This window comes from Sphingomonas hankookensis, from assembly GCF_028551275.1.
GTDB lineage: Bacteria > Pseudomonadota > Alphaproteobacteria > Sphingomonadales > Sphingomonadaceae > Sphingomonas > Sphingomonas hankookensis_A.
On record NZ_CP117025.1, the window covers coordinates 1,757,104 to 1,778,117 of the forward strand.

A 21,014-nucleotide genomic window follows, 5' to 3' on the forward strand; every position below is an offset into this window, starting at 1 on the left:
TATGGGTCTACAGGGCGTGATCCGGGGCAAGCCGGTTCGCACGACGATGAGTGACAAGGCAGCGCCGTGCCCGCTGGATCACGTCAACCGCAGGTTCTACGCGCCAGCGCCGAACATGCTGTGGGTGTCGGATTTCACCTACGTCGCGAGCCTTAAGCGGGCTTCGTCTACGTCGCCTTCGTCATAGACACCTACGCCAGGCGGATCGTGGGGCGGCGGGCGAGCAGAACGGCGCATGCCAGCTTCGTCCTCGATGCCCTGGAGCAGGCCCTCCACGATCGCCGGCCGGCCCATCGGGGCGGTCTCATCCATCACAGCGACCGGGGGTCGCAATACGTGTCCATCAAGTACACCGAGCGCCTCGCCGAAGCCGGGATCGAGCCATCGGTTGGCAGCGTCGGCGACAGCTACGACAACGCTTTGGCCGAGACGATCAATGGCGTCTACAAAGCCGAGGTGATCCACAGGCGTGGGCCGTGGCGCAGCTTTGAAGCCGTCGAATACGCCACGCTCGAATGGGTCGACTGGTTCAATCATCGCCGGCTGCTGGAGCCCATCGGCAACATCCCGCCTGCCGAAGCCGAAGAGCAATATTATGCTGCCGCGGAGAACCTGGATATGGCAGCGTAACTCACAACCCACGGCCTCCGGCAAACCCGGGGCGGTTCAATCAGTGCTCTTCTCCCATAGCTAAGCGAACCTCCTGTCGTCGAAAGCACGAAGTCCGCGTTAGGCAGTGAGATCGTCGCAGCTTGGCTTACCGGATATGCTCAAGCTTCAGGTTTTTCACCTTCACCTTTTTCCACTCACGATCGGCAGTGAGGGCAGGTACCCCAAGCTGCACAGCGAGCGCGAGACATGATCGGTCACCCAGTCCACGACCATATTGGCGCGTCTGGGCATGGAGAGCCGCGGCGGCATAGGCCGCTTCGGTATCGTGGGCGCGAACGTCTAGTCGAAGCTCTTCGAGCAATTCGCGGGTGGTTGGCTCGTCGAGGCCACTGAGCAGCAGCTCCTTGATCACCTCCTGGAGGTTGACCGCCGATATCGTTGCGCGCCCGATGTGGGGGGCGACCTTGTCGGCACCGGGTTCATCTCGGACCAACGCCAACACTGCGGATGCGTCGAGAACGATGGATGCCATTATGCGTCTCGATCCGATGCAGCGGACGTGTCCTCGCCGTGATCAGAGGCAGCTTCCGCCTTCCGATCTTCCAGGAAGTCGTCGGTCGTGCGGGCATGTTTGGCATGTGCTCGATAGAGTGCCTGCGCGCGTGATACGCCATGACCAATGGGGGACAGCCGCACCTGATCATCCTCGAGAGTCAGAATGATCTTCGTAGCGCCATGCAGACCCATCGCTTTTCGTACCGATGCCGGAAGAACCATGCGGCCATTACCGGCAACGCTGATATCTATGGATTGTGATGCCACCTCTGCACTCCTTCCAGTCGGTATCGATCTAGAACATGCCAGAAGAGAGAATGTGACACAACTAGGCTCTGGGAAGCGGCTTCCGGGGTGTCATCGTGCATATGTCAATGTGGGTATACCCGTATCGGACATCTGGTATGAAGCGATGGCCGCGTCTAATCAGGGTGGGTTGCAGAGATATTGAACAGGCGCGCCGTTGGGTCTAGAAGCTGTTCGAACAAAATGAGGGTTCGATGGCGCTTTTTGGATATGCCCGTGTTTCTACGACGGATCAGGATCTCGGCATCCAGGAAGCCGCTTTACGCGCAGCTGGATGTCAGACGATCCGGTCGGAGAAAAAGTCCGGGTCCGGGCGCGAAGCCCGAACCGAGTTGCAAGTCTTGCTCGATTTCCTGCGCGAAGGTGACACGCTTGTCGTAACGCGGATCGACCGTCTCGCACGGTCGATGAAGGACCTTCAGGACATCGTCCACGAGTTGAAGGGCAGGGGGGTAGCCCTGAAGGCAACAGAACAGCCGATCGATACCCGCACCGCCGCCGGTAAAGCGTTTCTTGATATGCTGGGGGTCTTTGCCGAGTTCGAGACGAACCTGCGTAAGGAACGGCAGGCGGAGGGGATCGCGGCTGCAAAGGCGCGCGGCGTTTATAAAGGTGGCAAACCTCGTATCGACCCGGAGGCGGTGCGTCGCCGCGCAGAGCAGGGGATGCGCCCGGCGCACATCGCCCGCGAACTGGGGATCTCACGAGGGACCGTCTATCGCTTCCTGCCTGCGGCGTCTCTCGCACCAAACGGTACCTTGCCATCGGAATCCACACTACTGCATAGCGCTTCTACCGATGCCGATCCGTCCTGAGCATGTTTTTCTATACCCGATCGATTGGCAGCATATCTCCGACTTCGTTCGGTTTGTCCGTGCCAAAGGCTGCTGCGAGCATTGTGGTCGGGGACATCTGAAGCGCGTCTTCCACATGGGTGACGGACGGTGGTGGGACGCGGAACGCCGGTATTGGCGGAACGGGCAGGGCAGGCGGGTTCGCCGACCGACCAACGATATTCTTCACGTGGGCAAGTGGACATCGGTAGTTCTGGCGTGCGCCCATCTCCATCACGATCCAAGCGACAGTCGCTTTGAAAAGCTGGCTGCGCTTTGCCAACGATGCCACATGATCCATGATGCCCCCGAGCATCGGCGACGCCGGTGGATGAACGCTCATTTCCGACGGGCACTGGGCGACCTGTTCTACGGCCCTTATCCCGAACATGGTGCCGATTGGATTACTCCGACGCCAGCCAGCATGCTCGATGATCCACGGCTACTTTACTTTCAGGTCTGAGCTGAGCAGCGCGCTGCGTTGGAGTTCAGGTGTTATGCCGGCAGGTTCGTGCTATAGAGTAGGTACGCGCTGGGGCCCTGATCATGCCGCTTCAGACTGCTGCCCATTTGTTGGCATGCCAGCAATTTGCAGGTGGCTGGTCGCCTGAACCACGAGATCTGCGTTCGGCAGGTCCCGGTGATCGATCCACCACTTCGCGTCGTAGATGCGCAGGCACAAGTCGCAGTCGGCCCGGGCACCTGTGTGAGGGGTCGCCACCAGCGCGGCCAAGCGACTGATGCGAATAGTTTCAGCCCAGTTGACCTGCCGCTCGCTCCCGGTAAGCGGCGGCAGGTCGAGATGAGCTATCGTCGCGCTGTCACGCTCTGCGGCATCGGTCTGTTCGGCTTTCTTGTCTGCGACGAAACAGGCCCTGCACTTGGTTGTCCGCAGCCAGCGTGCCTTCCGCGCGACCTGAGAGTCGAAGCCATAGATGACATGAGCCTGCTCGTGGCCGCAGGCATGAATAATCTGCTGTTCCATGCTTCCGAGGCTGCCGGACTACCCATCAACTGCCAAATCCTATGAGTCGATACGAATCGTTTCTGCGACGAACGGTTTTGGGCGATAGCTGCCGTGGGTATCAATCGCGAGAATGCGAGTACCGTGCGGCTCGAAGGCCCCGCATTTTCGGGCGTATGGCGGAGGGTTTCTCCGCCGTCCCTCATTCGCTGATGCGTTGCGGTCGAGCGTTGCCGGAGGAGTTAGATTCTTTCGACGCGCTAGGTTATAACCAGGACACTTCCGCACGCGGTCGCAGCTTCGCGGGGGCTGAGAGACGCAGGTGCTCCCGCTTCACGGGAGAGTCGAAATGTTATCGTCGTGTGACAGGATCGCGTTTATCGGGGCTGGCCACGTCGGCGCGACGGCAGCTTATGCCACCATGCTCAGGGCGTTGTTCCGCGAGATCGTCTTGATCGACAGCAACGAAGCACTTGCGCAAGCCGAAGCAGCTGATCTTACCGATGCAAACGCGCTTGCGCGCCCTGCAAAGATTTGGGCCGGCTCATACGCGGATGCCGCAGCCGCCGACATTGCAGTTTTGACGGCCGGCGCGGCGTCGCATGGCAGCGAGAGCAGACTGTCTTTGGCTTCCGCCAGCGCTACCATAGTCATCGACTGCGTACGGCGCTTGGCCGCGGCGGGGTTCGCAGGCGTCCTCGTCATTGCGTCCAACCCAGTCGACCTGATGACGACGCTTGCCATCCGACACGCCGGGCTACCGAAGAGCAAGGTGATTGGGACCGGAACCCTTCTCGACTCAGGGCGGCTCAAGCAGGCGTTGTCGGCGGCCCTTGAGGTTTCGGCTGGGGCGATCGAGGGCTACGTGCTGGGCGAACACGGCGATAGCGAAGTCCCGGTTTTCTCAACCGTCCGCATCGGCGGAACGCCGCTTAGGGATTTCCTCGATCCCGTCGCGCCTCTAGACTTGGCGGCGATCGGCGAGAACGTCCGACAAGCTGGGTATCGTATCGTCTCTGGGAAGGGCTTTACGTCCTTCGGCGTTGCCACAGCCATCGTACGTATCTGCGAAGCGGTCGTCCGGAACGAACGATGCGTGCTACCTGTGAGCACGTCGGTTGATCGGCATTTCGATCAGAGCGAACTCTGCACCAGCGTGCCCTGCATTCTCGGCGCGGGAGGAATCGAACGCGTTCTGTGTCCGCCCCTCTGGGCGCATGAAGAAGACGCGCTGGTCGAGTCGGCCAAGAAACTGACCAAGGCCTTAGACGCGCTGGACCACGAAACCCGCTGACCTGTCTACGTACGGCATGGTTCTAGAACGCTATGGTTAGGGCCCGCCACGTGATACAAGCGAAAATCGCGCTTTCTTTTCCGAGCATCGCGCGACCGAGAGCAAGATGAAAGCTCCCGCTCCAGTTAGGACGCGGATAATGGACATTAATTACATTCTGCGACGGGAACAGGTTTCCCTCCATAATGCACTGATCGCGAGTTCAGTACCCGCCCGCATGGCGCATGAAGCACTTGCCGAGGCATACGGCGCACTACTGGTGAAGTCCGGGTTTCCCCACCGCTCACGCAAGGAGAGGCTTGCCTCGTTTGAGAAGCCAGTCGCTATTACTGATCGGGGAAGCGGGGCGACCACTTCACGAGATGACGATCGTCCAGTTGCCCGTCCGGTGGCCAATGACGGTTAGCATTTAGGAACAACTGCGACGGAAGCGCTGCGCCCTGGGGCAGGCCGGTACCGGGTATCGAGTGCAGGGCGCCAGGGTAAGCGTGGCGTGAGGACCGCAGTTTATGCGGCTTGGGCTGTTGGCTGATCTGTCTGGGGCACCCAGTTCCACGGCATCAGCTCGTCCCAGCGGGTGGCGGGCCAGTCGCCGGCGACCCTGGCGATGACATCGGCGATATAGGCCTGCGGGTCGACGCCGTTGGCCTTGCAGGTCTGGATGACGGTGTAGATGGCGGCGGCTCGCTCGCCGCCTGCGCGCGAACCCGCGAACAGCCAGTTGCGCCTTCCCACGGCGACGCCGCGCAGGGCCCGCTCCGCGATGTTGTTGTCGATCTCCAGACGCCCGTCACCCAGGAAGCGGCACAGCGCCGGCCAGCGTTTGGTGCCATAGGCGATGGCTTTGGCCATGTCGGACTTGGGCGACAGGCGGCGAAGGGCAGCGTCGAGCACCTCGCGCAAGGCGTCGACCAGCGACTGGCTTCGTTCCTGTCGCGCTCGACGGCGTACATCCGGCGGCTGACCACGCACCTCCGCCTCGACGGCATAGAGCGCGCCGATGCGCTCTAGGATATCGGTGGTCAGCGGCGTGGAGAGGCGCTCGTGCAGGTCGAACACCTTGCGCCGGAAGTGTGCCCAGCATGCCACCTCTGTGACGCCACCGCGGTACAGGGCGTCATAGCCCGCATAGGCATCGGCCTGGAGAAAGCCGCGAAAGCCGGCGAGATGCGCCTGCGGGTGCGCCGCGGTGCGGTCGGGCGTGAAGCGATACCATGTTGCGGGCGGTGTCGTGCTGCCGGACGCCTGGTCGTCGGCGGCGTACACCCACAGCCGCCCGGTCGCGGTCTTGCCACGGCCGGGTTCGAGCACCGGCACCGGCGTGTCGTCGGCGTGGATCTTGTCGGCCTTGAGCACCTCGTCACGGATACGGCTGACCACCGGGTCGAGCAGTGCTGCAGCTTGCCCGGCCCAGCCCGCGAGCGTCGAGCGGTCGATCTCGAGCCCCTGCGCGGCCATCATCTCGGCCTGGCGGTACAACGGCAGATGGTGGTCGAACTTGGAGACGACGACGTGCGCCAGCGTCGCGAAGGTCGCCTTGCCCCGCGCCACAGCGCTGACCGGCGCGGGTGCCTGGACGATCTTCTCGCAAGACCGGCAGCTGTATTTGGGGCGGACGTTGCGCACGACCCGCCAGCGCACCGGCACGATGTCGAGCATCTCGTGCGCGTCCACGCCCAGCCGGCGCAGCGCACCACCGCAGTCCGGGCAGGTGCAGATACCGGACGCCGGCTCGTGGACGACCTCCTCGCGCGGCAGATGCTCCGGCAGACTGCGGACCGGTGCCAGGCGCGGCGCTACTCCAGGCGCCGCAGTCTCGACTTCGGAAACATCCCGCTCCGTTTCCAGCTCTTCCAGCGCCAGCTCGAGCTGTTCGATCTCGCGGCCCAACTTCTCGGAGGAGGCACCGAACTGCATCCGCCGCAGTCGGGCGATCTGCCCGCGCAACGTGTCGATGAGCAGATCGCGGGCGGCGAGCGCGGCATTCGCCCGGGCGAGCGATGCCTCCAGCGCGGCGATCCGCGCGGTGGCATCAGCAGGGGAAACAGGCGCTTCCAGCACCCGCATTTCATAACAGATCACGCATCGACGGGCGAGAAAAAGCGTCGCAAAACCGCCGTTTTCACCCCGCCAGCGTCGGCGTGAACGTCCGCTCTGGGCGACGCCAGTCGATGCCCTCCAGCAGCATCGACAATTGTGCCGGCGTCAGCGTCACCGTGCCCGTCGCGGTCACCGGCCAGACGAACCGACCCCGGTCGAGCCGCTTGGAGAACAGGCACAGGCCTTGCCCATCGAACCACAGCAGCTTGACCAGATGACCCCGCTTGCCCCGGAACGCGAACAACGCGCCCGAGTGCGGGTTCTGGGCCAGCACCTGCTGCACCAGTACCGCCAGGCCATCGAACCCTTTGCGCATGTCGGTGACGCCACACGCCAGGAACACCCGCGTCGGCAACGGCGTGGGGCTCAACGCAGCACCGACAACACTCGCGCCAGCGCGCCGGCGTCCACCGACCCGTCCACGCTCACTCGGACGCCACCCGGAAATTCGATGCAGATGAGGCCAGACGCGGATGTCGCCGGCTGCGGCGCAGGTGCGGCGACATCGGCCACGCGCACCTCGGCGAATGCCGGCAGCGCAGGCGCGACCCTGCCCAGCTTGCCCAGCCGCGCCTGCTTGCGCCACGTATAGATCAGGCTGCTCGACACCTCGCGCCGGGCGATGACATCACGGACCCGCACGCCCGGCCGGAACGCCTCGGCCAGGATCTCCAGCTTCTCCGCGTCCGACCAGCTCCGTCGGCCCGATACCCGGCCGACCACCTCCACACGACCAGTTGTACGAGCGCTCGTACGACCAGTCTCAGAACCGAAAACTTCCCGCACCGCCCGCGCCCTCGTCAAAGACGATAAGCATCCCGGCTACGGCCAAACGGGCAAGGCGGCCCTCAGGCCACGCTTACGCGCCAGGTATTATACGTAACGCAGGCCGCAGGCCCGGCGTTCGCGCGCTCGCGGCGAAGGGTTTCTCCGCCTGTCTAATGTCTGGAAGTGGTGGGGAGCGGCCCGTCTGCTTTGGAGCAGACTGAGGGCTTTATGCTCGTTCGTTCATGTTTGGCTCTCGCAGCCGTTGGTGGGAGCGGGCAAGGCAACCACCGCAACCGCATGCAATGGTCAAGGCGAAGACCGCGCCAGCGATCGAAACCGCCAAGCCAAGACCGGGGGGCTCGGTCTCGCAGCGTAGCGAGCGATCGCGCGCCGTCGCGCGATGTGCCTTCGCCTAGCATGTCCCTGCGGGAGCCCGAATTTGACAGTCGCGAAAAGTCCTAGATCGGGCCTGGCATGATTCCGATCTCCCTCGGATCCAAGTGCTTTACACCCAAAGGAGATGGGCTTTCATAGATTGAGTTAGTCGCACTTTGCGGACTTTAAAACGTAGAGACCCCAAGGTAAGTCAGTCGAACCGGCACCCTTTGACGCAATCGCCCAACCTTCCGCGCGGAGCGCACGAACCGCCGCAGGCCATGTACTGCTGTTGCCCGCCACATAACGCAGCTCTTCCGCCGTTACACGCTTACCCAGCGCCCGCTTAAGGTAGGTGAGCACTGCCGACTTCACATCTGGCGACTGATCTCGGATTGCGACGGCTTGCTCCCACCGGCCGATCGCGTCTTGGTCGCACGTATTTTCGATCAGCAGGTACTCCTCAGCCACCATTTTGGTGGCCTGCTCAGCACCGCGGCTGCGCTTCTCCGTCGCGGCGGCATCTGCACGCATGTCGCGAACCGCCAAACCGGAAATGATCGGCCATCCGTGATCGGCGCGAAGCTCTCGAATACGGCGAGGATAGTCGCCAATGCCGGCGACGATCATGAGCTCGTCGGTGTGTACGATATGGCCAACCTGATGGCGTAGATAGGCTAGGAGCCGAGCGCGACCCGATCCTGCTTCTTCCGGTGCCAGAGACGCGCCGATCGAGGCACCCAATGCGCGAAGATGGAGATTGGCTTCGACCAGGCTGGAGACCTGCTCTCCCACCGTACCGGTACGAAGTCGCTCAGGCAGATCTTGGAGAAGTTCAACCAACTTAAGGCGCAGTTCTTCCGGGTTGCCTGTTTGCGAACGACGAGCCACTCAATCCCCATTTGAAAAATTGATCGACCTTGAGAAGCTCGATCGGGTTGTGCCGGATGCGGCAGGGCTATAGCGATTGATCGGTCATCGCAAGTCGGGCGAAGGGGGGAAGATGCTGGAGCCGTTGGCGACGGTAGATCACATGCTGTTGCGACCGGAAGGCAAGGGCACAATCCGTGCGCTGTCGCGCATCGGCTATGAGCTGCCCGCGGCTATCGCGGACATCATCGATAACTCAATCGATGCACAGGCTACCCGCGTTGAAATCACATTCTTTCGCAATGATCACGAGATCACCGCTGTCACCATCGCCGACGACGGTCGCGGCATGGATATGGCAGCACTTCGAACCGGCATGCAGTTCGCCGGCCGGACCGAACATGACTCCGGCGACCTCGGTACCTACGGCATGGGACTCAAATCTGCATCTTTCAGCCAATCCAAAACTATGACCGTGATCAGCCGGCAAAGCGGCAATGTCGTTGCGAGCCGATGGTCGGTCGAGGCCATCGATAATGACTGGCGCTGTGACGTGCTCGATCCGGTGCAGTCGGGCACGGTGTTCGATGATCTGTGCCTCAGGGGCAAATCGCCCGCTTCGGGAACCTTGGTGATTTGGGAGCGGCTCGATCGCCTGGTGGTCGCTCAACACGCCGATGCGCTCGATGAGTTTCTGAGCACCGCGATGCCTCGACTGGAAGCGCATCTGGGCTTGACCTTCCACCGCTTCCTCGAAAGCGGTGCGCTGTCGATTGCCATTGTTGTGCGCCATGAACGCCGGGCCCTTGCGCTGCCGCGCCCGGTAAGACCGCACAGTCCCTTTCGTTATCCTAATCCCGGCGCCTCAGGCTGGCCCAAAACGCTCGACTGCGAGCTCCCGGGCCTCGGCTCGCTGGCGCTTGAGACGCATATCTGGCCGGCGGGCTCGGCTGCGGACGGGTTCTTGCTGGGCAGCCGCAAAGGTGTCGAATTTCAAGGCTTTTACTTCTATCGCAACAACCGCCTGATCCAGACCGGTGGCTGGAACGGGGTGGTCAAGGGAGACCAGGATTCAGAGCTGCTGCTCGCGCGAGTCGCCGTTGAACTTCCGCCTGTGGGCATCGACGTCAATGTCCAGAAATCTGCGCTGCAGGTGACCGCTTCGCAGGCGCAGGCGCTGCTTGCGGCCTCAGACGGTGACATCGTTTTGGAAGATTATCTCGAAGCCGCGCGAGCTGCTTATCGAGCGTCCCGACGATCGGAGCGTGGGCCGGTTACCGCGCCTGCGGTCCCCGGTGCTGGTATCGCCATGCGGGTTCGCCGCGCGGCGCATAAGCGGATCGCGGGCGATGAGGAGGCCGAGGAAGTCGGCTTCGCCTGGGAGAAGCTGGACGATGGGCAGGTCTTTGATATCGACCTCACCGACATGAACATCGTGCTGAATCGTGAGTATCGCCACGAGATTTTAGACGGCGCCTCGGCATCGGCTGCGGATGCTCCGCTCGTAAAGTTGCTGCTGTTCCAGCTCTACAAAGACGATTTTGCGCGGCATCGTTCATCGCGCAAGCTGCGTGAGCATATCAATCTCACCAACGCATTGCTGTTTGAGGTCATCAAAATCCGCCTGAAAGACCGTGATGACTGATACGCCGACCCTGCTGCCGGATTGGGCAGCGTTTGAGCGCGATTATATCGAAACCGGCATTCCTTACCTCTTTGTGGTGCGGCAGATGCCGACGGTCGCACTGTTCATCGACCCGGGTGCCGAGCGAATCGGTGCTCGCTTTGAGCAAGCGGGGTTGCGCCCTAAAGGCCAGGTATTTCCGTTTGCCGAGATTCATGTCGACGAGGTTGTGGGCCCGGATCGCCGTCACACCGAAATCTGGACCGATGCGCGGCACCTGTTTGGGAACTTCTACCGCCTAGTTTCGGAAATCGTCGCGGCCGTGGTCGAGGACGGCTTGGATCCCGACGCAGCGCTGGCCAACGCTGTGGACCGATGGGAAGCGCTCATCAGTCGACCGTCACTCATGTCGGAGGAGACCCAAGCGGGCCTTTTCGGCGAGCTTTGGTTGTTGGAGCGGCTGATCGCGGTCCAAGGCGTCGACGCATTGGATGCATGGGTCGGGCCGCTGCGCCAGCCTCACGACTTTCGCCTCGGCACGATTGAGTTCGAAGTAAAAACGACCTCCGGCGCGAAGCGTGTCCACACGATCAACGGCCTCGGGCAACTCGAGCCGAGTTTGGACTGCGCCTTGTACTTGCTGTCCTTGAAGCTCGCCATTGCAGGCGCGGGCGGTCGTACGCTTTCAGAGGCCGTCGCATCGATCGAAGCGAGGCTTGCATCCTCGCACGCTGCTCTCACCCGTTTTCGAGCCAGTCTCGCGACGCTCGGCTATGACCCTGTTGATGCGCCGCTTTACGTACGCCGCCGCAGGCTTCGGGACGCAGCAGTGCTGATCGCGGTAACCGATGGTGTACCTCGCCTCACGGTCGACGCGCTTGCGCAGATAGATGGACGTTTTGCCACCGGGCGGATCAGCCAAGTCTCGTACGCTATCGACGTCGACGGCTTCGGGGTCGCTGACGGGACCGAGGCCTTTCTGGCGGTCATACCCGCTGTACCTTCCGAGACTGGAGCCCCGTGATGTTCGAAATTCTCAACGCCGCGCTAGCCGGAATGACTGTAGGCCCGAAGAAGCTTGTCCGCGCGCTCGACTATGCGGCCGAGGATGCAGCTGGCGATGAAGCTTTTACGCCTGACGCTTTGCTTGAAGCGCTTCGAGATGCCGGACCGGGCGATGACACGCTGGGCATTCTGCGGCGCAAGCTTGCGAAGTGGGACAACGAAGTGGCCGACTGGGGCGGAAAAACGCAGATTAATTCGGCGGATCGCCGCACGCTCATCTATGACAGGCTTGGGCTCGATGAGGGCTGGATTGCGCTTTGCAACGAACGATTGCCCTTCCAGGCGCTTGCTCGTCCGACGGTGATCGCGACCGACCATGAGCGATGGTACACGCCTGAAATCCGCGCCGGTCGCGACTATTATTGGGAGCGCTATTCCGAGCAGCTGCTTAAGCAGGGCTGGGCGGAAGACAGCGTGCTTCAACTCGAGGACAGCACCAGCAGCGTTGTCGAGCGCCTCGCCGACCCAGCTGCCGAAACCGCGTACCAGTCAAAAGGACTGGTCATCGGCTATGTCCAGAGCGGAAAGACCGCCAACTTCACCGGCGTAATCGCGAAAGCCGCAGACGCCGGCTACCGCCTGATCATCGTGCTCGGCGGCATGTTGGATGTGCTGCGGTCCCAAACCCAGCGTCGAATCGACAAGGAGCTTGTCGGGCGCGAGTTGCTCGACCGTGAATATGTCAACGACCCCGACTGGGATGAGTTTTTGACGCACGGAGCGAAGCCGAGTGAACTCGGTGCGTTTGACTTGGCGAGATTGACCGGACCCGAAGGGGACTATCAGCGGCTTGCTCTCGGCGTGGCTGCGCTCAAATTTGAACCGCAGAATGCGGCGCTGCCATTCAATCATCCGGACAACCTCTATCGCGCGCCCGCCAGGATTGCGGTGCTCAAAAAGAATAGCAAGGTGGTTCAGCGCCTGCTGACCGACCTGACAGCGTTAGGGCGGCAGAAACTCGGTGCACCGCTGGATCAGGTTCCGGTTCTGATCATCGACGACGAGTCCGATCAGGCAAGCATCAACACCAAGAAGCAGACGCCCGGCGCACTTCAAGAAGAGCGCAACGCGACCAATCAGGCGATCGTTGATTTGCTGCGCCTACTACCGAGGTCGCAATATATCGGCTACACCGCAACGCCGTTCGCCAATGTGTTTGTGGACCCGGCGAGCGAAGGCGACATTTTTCCCAAGGACTTCCTGATCGCGCTGCCCCGGCCGATTGGCTATATGGGCGTGTCCGACTTCTACGATTTCGATGAAGGTAACGAGGACGAGAAGCCGAACAAGAGAGATTTTGTTCGCGAAGTGATCGGTGAGGACAGCAGTCCGAAGAATTTGCGTGCGGCGATCGACAGCTTCGTCCTGGCGGGCGCGATCAAACTTTGGCGCTCTGAGCAGAACCCGAAGCTGAAGTTTCGACATCACACGATGCTGGTGCACGTCACCCAGCTTGTAGCGGATCAGAAGGTGCTTGCGGGCGATGTACGCAAGACCTACGCAGCGGCGGGTTATGATGGCGGCAAAGGGCTCGAGCGCTTGGCTGCTTTGTTCGAAGACGACTTCAAGCCGGTCTACGAACGACGCGGCGACGATCAGAAACTCCCCGCATCGTTCGAGGATTTGTTGCCGCATCTCGGTGACTGTCTCCAACGGATCGGCGAGTCCGAGGATGCCGTCCTGGTGGTGAACAACGAGACCAAGGAGCAGACGCCGGACTTCGACAAACAGTCGGTCTGGAAAGTTCTGGTTGGGGGCACCAAGCTTTCGCGCGGCTACACGGTCGAGGGACTGACGGTCAGCTATTACCGTCGCCGCGCAGGTGCAGGCGACACGCTGATGCAGATGGGGCGCTGGTTCGGCTTTCGACGTGGATACAAGGATCTCGTGCGTCTGTTTATTGGGACGAAAGAGAAGAAGTCCGCCAAGGGCTCGGCGACGATCGATCTTTACGAGGCCTTCGGCGGCGTCTGCCGCGACGAGGAGTTGTTCCGTAAGGATCTGGAGCGCTACGCTTCGATGGAGGAGCCGAGGATGACCCCGGCAAAAATCCCACCACTTGTGCCCCAGCACATGTTGCGTCCGACGGCCGCGAACAAGATGCGCAACGCAGTTATCCAATTCCGCAATTTCGGCGGACAATTGGCCGAATCCACCTTTGCGCCTCATGACGAGGATCTGATCAAACGCAACAACGAGTTGTTGGCTGCCCTACTCAAGGGAACGTCGATCGATCTTAGGTCGCTCCAAGCGGAAGCGCGCGGATCACTCCGGACGTTGCGAGCCCATACCGCGACCTTCACAACTAAGAAGCTGGTGGATTTCCTGCACTCCTATCGGTGGTTCGATCCACGCACCCGAGAGGCAAGCAATGGAAACCCGCTCCAGCTGCAACTGGAATTCCTCCAGGGGAAAGCGGGCAATCATGAGATCGAGGACTGGTTGCTCCTCAGCCCGCAGATCAAGAATCCGCGCGGGCTGAATTCAATCATCGGCACGGACTTCGATGTCGTCTACCGGTCTCGTCATGAGGTGCCGCACCGCTTCCACACCTATAACGATCCGGTCCATCGTCAGTTCGCGGAGCACATCTGCTGCCAGAAGGTGTTGCCGCGCGCGAATGATGAGCTCAAGGCGCTGCGCGCGGCGCATCGCGGCGTCATGATTTACTATCCGATCACCGACGAAAAGGCGGCCGCCAAAAATCCAAAGCCAGCCAAACCGCCATTCACTGTCGGTTTTACCCTGCTGTTTCCGGAGAACCACATCCAATCGCCACTCGGCTTCACGGTTCGCATGCCGGACAAGCCTGAGGACGCCGTTATCACAGTGGCTTAATGCTGCCTCCGACTCAACTCGGCTGGCATCCCGCTCACTCGGTCGATCTTGGCCATTGCTTAAGCGAGTCCGGCCGGGCAATGTTGCCAAGAGTAAGGCGGCCGTGACGTTCGACATCGAATTTTTGAGGTTCGGATCCGTTTCAAACCAATTATAGGGTGGCCCATGGGCTGGAAACTGATCGATCTGTTCTGTGGTGCCGGCGGCATGTCGCTCGGCTTCTCGGACAAGCGTTTTTGCGGCGATTTCGAGCCTGTGCTCGCCGTCGACAACGACGCAGCTGCGATTGCTACGCACAAAGCGAATTTTCTCGGTGAGGCAGTTTGCGGCAACATCGAGCAATGGCTTCACGGGGCCCATATCCCCGCGGCAGACGTCGTCATCGGAGGGCCGCCTTGCCAAGGCTTTAGCCTACTGAACAAGAAGCGCGACGGCGATGCGCGGCGTGCGCTGTGGGAGCCCTATCTCGACGTCGTCGTGCGATCGGGCGCGCGCATCTTCATTATGGAGAATGTGACAGAGCTGCTCCGTTCTCCGGAGCTTGTTGAGATTCGTGAGCGCGCGGCGAAGGAGGGCTTCCGCACGAGTGCGGAAATTCTCAATACGGCAGATTACGGTGCGCCCCAGACGCGCAAGCGCACAATTGTTATCGGCTGGAAGCCCGGCGGCTGGGCACCGGAATTTCCCCCGCTGAAAACGCATGCAGAGCCCGGCACCAACAGCAATCTTCCGCGCTGGCGTACAGTTCGGGACGTTATAGCCGATCTGCCTGTCCCGATCGCAACTGAGATCGAAGGGTCCGCGCCGCTCGACCTGCACATCAAGCGCAATCCGACAGCCGTCAGCCTCAAGCGATACAAGACCGTGCCGCCGGGCGGTAATCGCTTCGATCTGCAGCGCAAAGCGCCCGAAATCACGCCCGCATGCTGGATCAGGAAGACATCGGGCGGCACGGATCTATTCGGCAGGCTCTGGTGGGACAGGCCCTCGGTCACGATCCGCACCGAGTTCTACAAACCGGAAAAGGGCCGCTATCTGCACCCTGATCAGCATCGTCCGATAACACACCGTGAAGCGGCGCGGTTGATGGGCTTTCCGGACGACTTCAAGTTTTGCGGCAGCAAGGTCGAGGTTGCTCGCCAGATCGGCAATGCAGTGCCCCCTCCGTTCGCGGGGGCGCTTGGACGCCTAGTTTCGGATATGCTCGCACCAATGGCCAAAAGCGCTTGATCTGAATGCTCGATGCCGACGAGCTCCCGGACCGTACGGGCGCTGAGCGTCTCAAATCGTTGGTCGACGACCTTGTAAGCCGCCCGGAAAGCGCGGATCTTCGTGAGCGGGTTCGGAGCCTGCTACCTGTTCTTCATGAGCTACGTGCCGTCGGCAAAGCCTTGTTGCCGGAGGATGCGGACCTCTCCGGGCGCGACCGGATCCTTAAATATCTCCAGCGCTATCCGCTGACGGTCATCGAAGGCGACGAGCTCCTTTTAATTTCAGGGATCGGAGACTGGGCTCGTCGGGTTCGCGAGCTAAGAGTCCAACGCGGTTGGGCCATCTTCAGCGGAGTGACGTTCAAGGAAATGGCGGCCGATGCTCCCTACGTCGCCAAAGAACTTGCGACCGCGCTGAACGTCGATCCGGCGACGCTTCGGACCGATCACTACGTTCTCATGAGCACCGAGCGCGATCGCGAGGCTGCCGACCGATGGCACCTGCTGAACTCGATCAGAAAACTGAAGCGCGTAAGCGTCAAGGAGCGGATCCTGCGCTATCTGCGCGAGAATGTGGGGCAGCCGGTGACTTCGGAAGAGCTTCGCTACCTTGCCGGAAACGCGAGTGACTGGCCGCGTCGTACGCGCGAGTTGCGGACCGTAGACGGCTGGCCCGTATTTACCAGCATGCAGGGGCGTCCTGATCTCGCGATAGGAACCTATGTCTTAGACGAGGACCGCCAGGCACCGCCTCATGATCGGCGTGTTAAGGACGAGGTGCGCATTCAGGTCTTGGAACGTGACGGATACGCCTGCACGGCGTGCGGGTGGACCCGCAAACAGGCCCGACCCGATGATCCACGGAAAAGACTCGAGCCGCATCACCTGATTGAGCATGCCAAAAAAGGCAGCAACGAAGCGGACAATCTGACTACGCTCTGCAATGTTGATCATGATCGGGTTCATGCCGGTCGACTGGAAAATATTGACGGCAGATGGCGGGCGGTGGAGCATTGATGGGCTGCGCCCTATATCGTTGATCGCCATGGATCATCTCAGCCCCGCAGCGCGAAGCGCCAACATGGCCAAAATAAGGGGTAAGAACACCCGGCCCGAGCTGGTCGTACGACAGACCCTCCATGCCATGGGATACCGATTCAGACTGCACCGCCGCGATTTACCAGGAAGCCCTGACATCGTCCTATCGCGATACCGGACAGTTGTCTTTGTTCACGGATGTTACTGGCACCGGCACGTCGGATGCGCCCGTTCCACGGTGCCTCAGACAAGGCAAGATTTCTGGCAGACCAAGTTCGCTCGTACCGTTGAACGCGATAGGTCGCAAGCCGAACGCCTGGTCGCGGCGGGTTGGAATGTCGCAGTGATTTGGGAATGCGAAACCCGCAACCGGGAGACATTGCAATCACGCCTTCTGAAGGTGTTTGGCGGCTGATATTGCCCCGACCGCCGTGTTTGCGCACCCATGTCGGGAGCGGGCCCTGGATGTTGCGTCGAACATTGTGCGAACCACCCTGTTGCGCGATTATGGTAAGCGTGGCGTGAGGACCGCAGTTTATGCGGCTTGGGCTGTTGGCTGATCTGTCTGGGGCACCCAGTTCCACGGCATCAGCTCGTCCCAGCGGGTGGCGGGCCAGTCGCCGGCGACCCTGGCGATGACATCGGCGATATAGGCCTGCGGGTCGACGCCGTTGGCCTTGCAGGTCTGGATGACGGTGTAGATGGCGGCGGCTCGCTCGCCGCCTGCGCGCGAACCCGCGAACAGCCAGTTGCGCCTTCCCACGGCGACGCCGCGCAGGGCCCGCTCCGCGATGTTGTTGTCGATCTCCAGACGCCCGTCACCCAGGAAGCGGCACAGCGCCGCCAGCGTTTGGTGCCATAGGCGATGGCTTTGGCCATGTCGGACTTGGGCGACAGGCGGCGAAGGGCAGCGTCGAGCACCTCGCGCAAGGCGTCGACCAGCGACTGGCTTCGTTCCTGTCGCGCTCGACGGCGTACATCCGGCGGCTGACCACGCACCTCCGCCTCGACGGCATAGAGCGCGCCGATGCGCTCTAGGATATCGGTGGTCAGCGGCGTGGAGAGGCGCTCGTGCAGGTCGAACACCTTGCGCCGGAAGTGTGCCCAGCATGCCACCTCTGTGACGCCACCGCGGTACAGGGCGTCATAGCCCGCATAGGCATCGGCCTGGAGAAAGCCGCGAAAGCCGGCGAGATGCGCCTGCGGGTGCGCCGCGGTGCGGTCGGGCGTGAAGCGATACCATGTTGCGGGCGGTGTCGTGCTGCCGGACGCCTGGTCGTCGGCGGCGTACACCCACAGCCGCCCGGTCGCGGTCTTGCCACGGCCGGGTTCGAGCACCGGCACCGGCGTGTCGTCGGCGTGGATCTTGTCGGCCTTGAGCACCTCGTCACGGATACGGCTGACCACCGGGTCGAGCAGTGCTGCAGCTTGCCCGGCCCAGCCCGCGAGCGTCGAGCGGTCGATCTCGAGCCCCTGCGCGGCCATCATCTCGGCCTGGCGGTACAACGGCAGATGGTGGTCGAACTTGGAGACGACGACGTGCGCCAGCGTCGCGAAGGTCGCCTTGCCCCGCGCCACAGCGCTGACCGGCGCGGGTGCCTGGACGATCTTCTCGCAAGACCGGCAGCTGTATTTGGGGCGGACGTTGCGCACGACCCGCCAGCGCACCGGCACGATGTCGAGCATCTCGTGCGCGTCCACGCCCAGCCGGCGCAGCGCACCACCGCAGTCCGGGCAGGTGCAGATACCGGACGCCGGCTCGTGGACGACCTCCTCGCGCGGCAGATGCTCCGGCAGACTGCGGACCGGTGCCAGGCGCGGCGCTACTCCAGGCGCCGCAGTCTCGACTTCGGAAACATCCCGCTCCGTTTCCAGCTCTTCCAGCGCCAGCTCGAGCTGTTCGATCTCGCGGCCCAACTTCTCGGAGGAGGCACCGAACTGCATCCGCCGCAGTCGGGCGATCTGCCCGCGCAACGTGTCGATGAGCAGATCGCGGGCGGCGAGCGCGGCATTCGCCCGGGCGAGCGATGCCTCCAGCGCGGCGATCCGCGCGGTGGCATCAGCAGGGGAAACAGGCGCTTCCAGCACCCGCATTTCATAACAGATCACGCATCGACGGGCGAGAAAAAGCGTCGCAAAACCGCCGTTTTCACCCCGCCAGCGTCGGCGTGAACGTCCGCTCTGGGCGACGCCAGTCGATGCCCTCCAGCAGCATCGACAATTGTGCCGGCGTCAGCGTCACCGTGCCCGTCGCGGTCACCGGCCAGACGAACCGACCCCGGTCGAGCCGCTTGGAGAACAGGCACAGGCCTTGCCCATCGAACCACAGCAGCTTGACCAGATGACCCCGCTTGCCCCGGAACGCGAACAACGCGCCCGAGTGCGGGTTCTGGGCCAGCACCTGCTGCACCAGTACCGCCAGGCCATCGAACCCTTTGCGCATGTCGGTGACGCCACACGCCAGGAACACCCGCGTCGGCAACGGCGTGGGGCTCAACGCAGCACCGACAACACTCGCGCCAGCGCGCCGGCGTCCACCGACCCGTCCACGCTCACTCGGACGCCACCCGGAAATTCGATGCAGATGAGGCCAGACGCGGATGTCGCCGGCTGCGGCGCAGGTGCGGCGACATCGGCCACGCGCACCTCGGCGAATGCCGGCAGCGCAGGCGCGACCCTGCCCAGCTTGCCCAGCCGCGCCTGCTTGCGCCACGTATAGATCAGGCTGCTCGACACCTCGCGCCGGGCGATGACATCACGGACCCGCACGCCCGGCCGGAACGCCTCGGCCAGGATCTCCAGCTTCTCCGCGTCCGACCAGCTCCGTCGGCCCGATACCCGGCCGACCACCTCCACACGACCAGTTGTACGAGCGCTCGTACGACCAGTCTCAGAACCGAAAACTTCCCGCACCGCCCGCGCCCTCGTCAAAGACGATAAGCATCCCGGCTACGGCCAAACGGGCAAGGCGGCCCTCAGGCCACGCTTACCGATTATGTCTCTCGGCCGGTGCTTCTGGGGCTGCCGTTGGCGGCGGCTTCTGACAGGCCGGAAGGGGGGCAGGCGCGACAGCTTGCGACCAACTCTTGCCGTTCGGATGCCGATGCAGGAAGGTCAGCTTACGCCGGAACAGGTCATTCCAGTTGGCCCCGACCAGCAGCTCTGGCAATTAGCTCTTCTGAATGATGGTGTTGGTACGAGGGCCGGACGATCGGCCTTTGCAGCGTCCGACAATCATTTGGCATCGATTAACGTAATATGCAAAGGGCACGGGACGGAATGCGGGACGAAACCGGAGATATGATGCAGGGTCTGGAAACATCCGGTGACCGATTGGTAATGAGCCTCATTCAACGTCATATAGGTGCAACACGCGCTGAATTGACGAAAGCATCATCCTTCACGCAACAATCAGTGTCGCGTATCATCGACCGCCTTGCAAAACGCGACCTCATCAGGATCGGCGAGATTGTCCGCAACGGTCGGGGCCAGCCCAGCCCGATCATCAACCTCAATCCGGATGCCGCATTCTCGCTTGGCTTGTCGATCATGGCGGATGGTGTGAAGCTGGTCGCCATAAACCTGTGCGGTGAGGTGATCTGCGAGAGCGCGATCGGCGTTGAGTCTCCAAGTCCTTGCGATGTGCTGGAAATGGCCAGCAGCTTCATTGCCAGTTTGGCTGAACAAGGGCATGCGCTGACTGCGCTGGCCGGGTTGGGAATCGGGATTACGGGCTATTTCGTCGTTGACGGCAGTCAGGTCAATCCGCCCGCCCTGGATGATTGGGCATTCGTCGAAATAGGCCGCGTGTTCAAGGATGCGCTCGGTATCCCTGTGTGGGTGGAAAATGATGGTACGGCCGCCGCAGTGGGAGAATCCTTGCTCGGCTGTGGTCGTGAAGTCGATGACTTTGCCTATTTGCACTTTGCTGCCGGCTTCGGCGGAGGTCTGATCCGCAATGGGGGAGCGGTTCGCGGCGTCAGCGGCAACGCCGGTGAATTCGGTGGCATGCTGCCGCCCGATTATGTCTCCCCATCGCTGGGCAAATTGATGCAGATCGTCAAGGCCGAGGCGGGAATATCCTATCCGACCTTGCAGGCGTTTCTGGACGCTTTCGATCCATCATGGGCTGGGGTCTCGACCTGGCTCCAGGAAGCGGAACGCTCGCTCACCCTGATCGTCAACGGCATCGGGTCTGCGGTGGACCCGGGCATGATTATCCTTGGCGGACGACTACCAGAAGTGTTGGCCAGCGCGTTGATCGAGCGGTTGCACTTCTATCCCGCAGAACGGCGAGGCTTTCGCCGTCCATCTCCATCGCTTCGGTTCGCCGCATCCCCGTGCGATCCAGTCGCTGTCGGGGCAGCGATGCTCCCGTTCCAAGCTGTATTTTTTTGACATCACTGCTTCAATACTGCGGCTTGATTCGGCTCGCAATGCTAAGGAGCGCCCGCGCCAAACAATGGTAGGCCTTCATCTCTATATAAAATATTGTTTGATTTCATTATATTAAAATAGAGTTTTTCTTTATCACACCAAATGTGTGGAAATGTCATATATT

18 protein-coding genes and 2 pseudogenes are annotated in these 21,014 nt (G+C 61.8%); 10 read left to right on the plus strand and 10 right to left on the minus strand.

The genetic code is table 11. The features are described 5' to 3' along the window. Nucleotide 1 precedes the first annotated feature (1 nt). Nucleotides 2-630, plus strand: a pseudogene (locus PPZ50_RS08335) (IS3 family transposase); the annotation flags it as partial. A gap of 127 nt (nucleotides 631-757) precedes the next feature. Here the strand turns inward: PPZ50_RS08335 and PPZ50_RS08340 are convergent. Beyond that, the gene (locus PPZ50_RS08340) at nucleotides 758-1,144 is read right to left on the minus strand and encodes a type II toxin-antitoxin system VapC family toxin (RefSeq protein WP_272815815.1); all 387 of its coding nucleotides are present in this window, start codon (nucleotides 1,142-1,144) and stop codon (nucleotides 758-760) included. Then, nucleotides 1,144-1,434, minus strand: coding sequence for an AbrB/MazE/SpoVT family DNA-binding domain-containing protein (locus PPZ50_RS08345; RefSeq protein WP_272815816.1), 291 nt, complete (start codon nucleotides 1,432-1,434; stop codon nucleotides 1,144-1,146). The genes PPZ50_RS08340 and PPZ50_RS08345 overlap by 1 nt, the downstream gene beginning before the upstream one ends. 233 nt (nucleotides 1,435-1,667) lie before the next feature. Here PPZ50_RS08345 and PPZ50_RS08350 point away from each other — a divergent pair, with 233 nt between their 5' ends. Then, the gene (locus tag PPZ50_RS08350; RefSeq protein WP_272815817.1) at nucleotides 1,668-2,288 is read left to right on the plus strand and encodes a recombinase family protein; all 621 of its coding nucleotides are present in this window, start codon (nucleotides 1,668-1,670) and stop codon (nucleotides 2,286-2,288) included. Nucleotides 2,289-2,850: 562 nt separating this feature from the next. Here the strand turns inward: PPZ50_RS08350 and PPZ50_RS08355 are convergent. After that, nucleotides 2,851-3,291 (minus strand): hypothetical protein, encoded by a 441-nt coding sequence (locus tag PPZ50_RS08355; protein ID WP_272815818.1) that lies wholly within the window; start codon nucleotides 3,289-3,291, stop codon nucleotides 2,851-2,853. A gap of 301 nt (nucleotides 3,292-3,592) precedes the next feature. Between PPZ50_RS08355 and PPZ50_RS08360 the strand changes: the two genes are divergently transcribed. After that, a complete protein-coding gene (locus tag PPZ50_RS08360) occupies nucleotides 3,593-4,564 on the plus strand; it encodes a lactate/malate family dehydrogenase (protein WP_272815819.1) in 972 nt (323 codons plus the stop codon). Between the two features lie 507 nt (nucleotides 4,565-5,071). On the opposite strand, the gene tnpC (PPZ50_RS08365) is transcribed toward PPZ50_RS08360, so the two are convergent. The 4 genes from tnpC (PPZ50_RS08365) to PPZ50_RS08380 all read right to left on the minus strand — a co-directional run bounded on the left by tnpC (PPZ50_RS08365) (nucleotide 5,072) and on the right by PPZ50_RS08380 (nucleotide 8,698). Continuing rightward, nucleotides 5,072-6,631 carry an IS66 family transposase gene (tnpC, locus tag PPZ50_RS08365; protein ID WP_272815669.1) on the minus strand — a complete coding sequence of 520 codons (1,560 nt, stop codon included), beginning with the start codon at nucleotides 6,629-6,631 and terminating at the stop codon, nucleotides 5,072-5,074. Between the two features lie 55 nt (nucleotides 6,632-6,686). Continuing rightward, entirely contained in the window at nucleotides 6,687-6,980 is a 294-nt protein-coding gene (gene tnpB, locus PPZ50_RS08370; RefSeq protein ID WP_119184635.1) for an IS66 family insertion sequence element accessory protein TnpB, read from the minus strand. Nucleotides 6,981-7,030: 50 nt separating this feature from the next. Next, nucleotides 7,031-7,387, minus strand: coding sequence for an IS66-like element accessory protein TnpA (tnpA, locus tag PPZ50_RS08375; RefSeq protein WP_272815668.1), 357 nt, complete (start codon nucleotides 7,385-7,387; stop codon nucleotides 7,031-7,033). 585 nt (nucleotides 7,388-7,972) lie between these two features. Next, a complete protein-coding gene (locus tag PPZ50_RS08380) occupies nucleotides 7,973-8,698 on the minus strand; it encodes a hypothetical protein (protein WP_272815820.1) in 726 nt (241 codons plus the stop codon). Nucleotides 8,699-8,810: 112 nt separating this feature from the next. Here PPZ50_RS08380 and PPZ50_RS08385 point away from each other — a divergent pair, with 112 nt between their 5' ends. The 6 genes from PPZ50_RS08385 (at nucleotide 8,811) to PPZ50_RS08410 (ending at nucleotide 16,868) form a co-directional block, all read left to right on the plus strand. Next, nucleotides 8,811-10,322 (plus strand): ATP-binding protein, encoded by a 1,512-nt coding sequence (locus PPZ50_RS08385; protein ID WP_272815821.1) that lies wholly within the window; start codon nucleotides 8,811-8,813, stop codon nucleotides 10,320-10,322. After that, nucleotides 10,315-11,325 (plus strand): PD-(D/E)XK motif protein, encoded by a 1,011-nt coding sequence (locus PPZ50_RS08390; protein ID WP_272815822.1) that lies wholly within the window; start codon nucleotides 10,315-10,317, stop codon nucleotides 11,323-11,325. Before PPZ50_RS08385 ends, PPZ50_RS08390 begins: the two co-directional genes overlap by 8 nt. After that, entirely contained in the window at nucleotides 11,325-14,204 is a 2,880-nt protein-coding gene (locus tag PPZ50_RS08395; protein ID WP_272815823.1) for a Z1 domain-containing protein, read from the plus strand. The genes PPZ50_RS08390 and PPZ50_RS08395 overlap by 1 nt, the downstream gene beginning before the upstream one ends. Nucleotides 14,205-14,369: 165 nt before the next feature. Beyond that, nucleotides 14,370-15,434 carry a DNA cytosine methyltransferase gene (locus PPZ50_RS08400; RefSeq protein WP_272815824.1) on the plus strand — a complete coding sequence of 355 codons (1,065 nt, stop codon included), beginning with the start codon at nucleotides 14,370-14,372 and terminating at the stop codon, nucleotides 15,432-15,434. 5 nt (nucleotides 15,435-15,439) lie between these two features. Beyond that, nucleotides 15,440-16,432: an HNH endonuclease gene (locus tag PPZ50_RS08405; protein WP_272815825.1), complete on the plus strand. Its 993-nt coding sequence runs from the start codon at nucleotides 15,440-15,442 to the stop codon at nucleotides 16,430-16,432. Between the two features lie 64 nt (nucleotides 16,433-16,496). After that, nucleotides 16,497-16,868, plus strand: coding sequence for a very short patch repair endonuclease (locus PPZ50_RS08410; RefSeq protein ID WP_272815830.1), 372 nt, complete (start codon nucleotides 16,497-16,499; stop codon nucleotides 16,866-16,868). A gap of 120 nt (nucleotides 16,869-16,988) precedes the next feature. On the opposite strand, the pseudogene tnpC (PPZ50_RS08415) reads toward PPZ50_RS08410, so the two are convergent. The 3 genes and pseudogenes from tnpC (PPZ50_RS08415) to tnpA (PPZ50_RS08425) form a co-directional block, all read right to left on the minus strand. After that, nucleotides 16,989-18,547 (minus strand): annotated as a pseudogene (gene tnpC, locus PPZ50_RS08415) (IS66 family transposase). Nucleotides 18,548-18,602: 55 nt separating this feature from the next. After that, nucleotides 18,603-18,896, minus strand: a complete 294-nt coding sequence (tnpB, locus tag PPZ50_RS08420; protein WP_119184635.1) for an IS66 family insertion sequence element accessory protein TnpB — start codon at nucleotides 18,894-18,896, stop codon at nucleotides 18,603-18,605. 50 nt (nucleotides 18,897-18,946) lie between these two features. Then, nucleotides 18,947-19,303, minus strand: a complete 357-nt coding sequence (tnpA, locus tag PPZ50_RS08425; protein ID WP_272815668.1) for an IS66-like element accessory protein TnpA — start codon at nucleotides 19,301-19,303, stop codon at nucleotides 18,947-18,949. 450 nt (nucleotides 19,304-19,753) lie between these two features. On the opposite strand from tnpA (PPZ50_RS08425), the gene PPZ50_RS08430 reads away from it, so the two are divergent. Beyond that, entirely contained in the window at nucleotides 19,754-20,851 is a 1,098-nt protein-coding gene (locus PPZ50_RS08430) for an ROK family transcriptional regulator (RefSeq protein ID WP_272815826.1), read from the plus strand. Nucleotides 20,852-21,014: the final 163 nt, after the last annotated feature.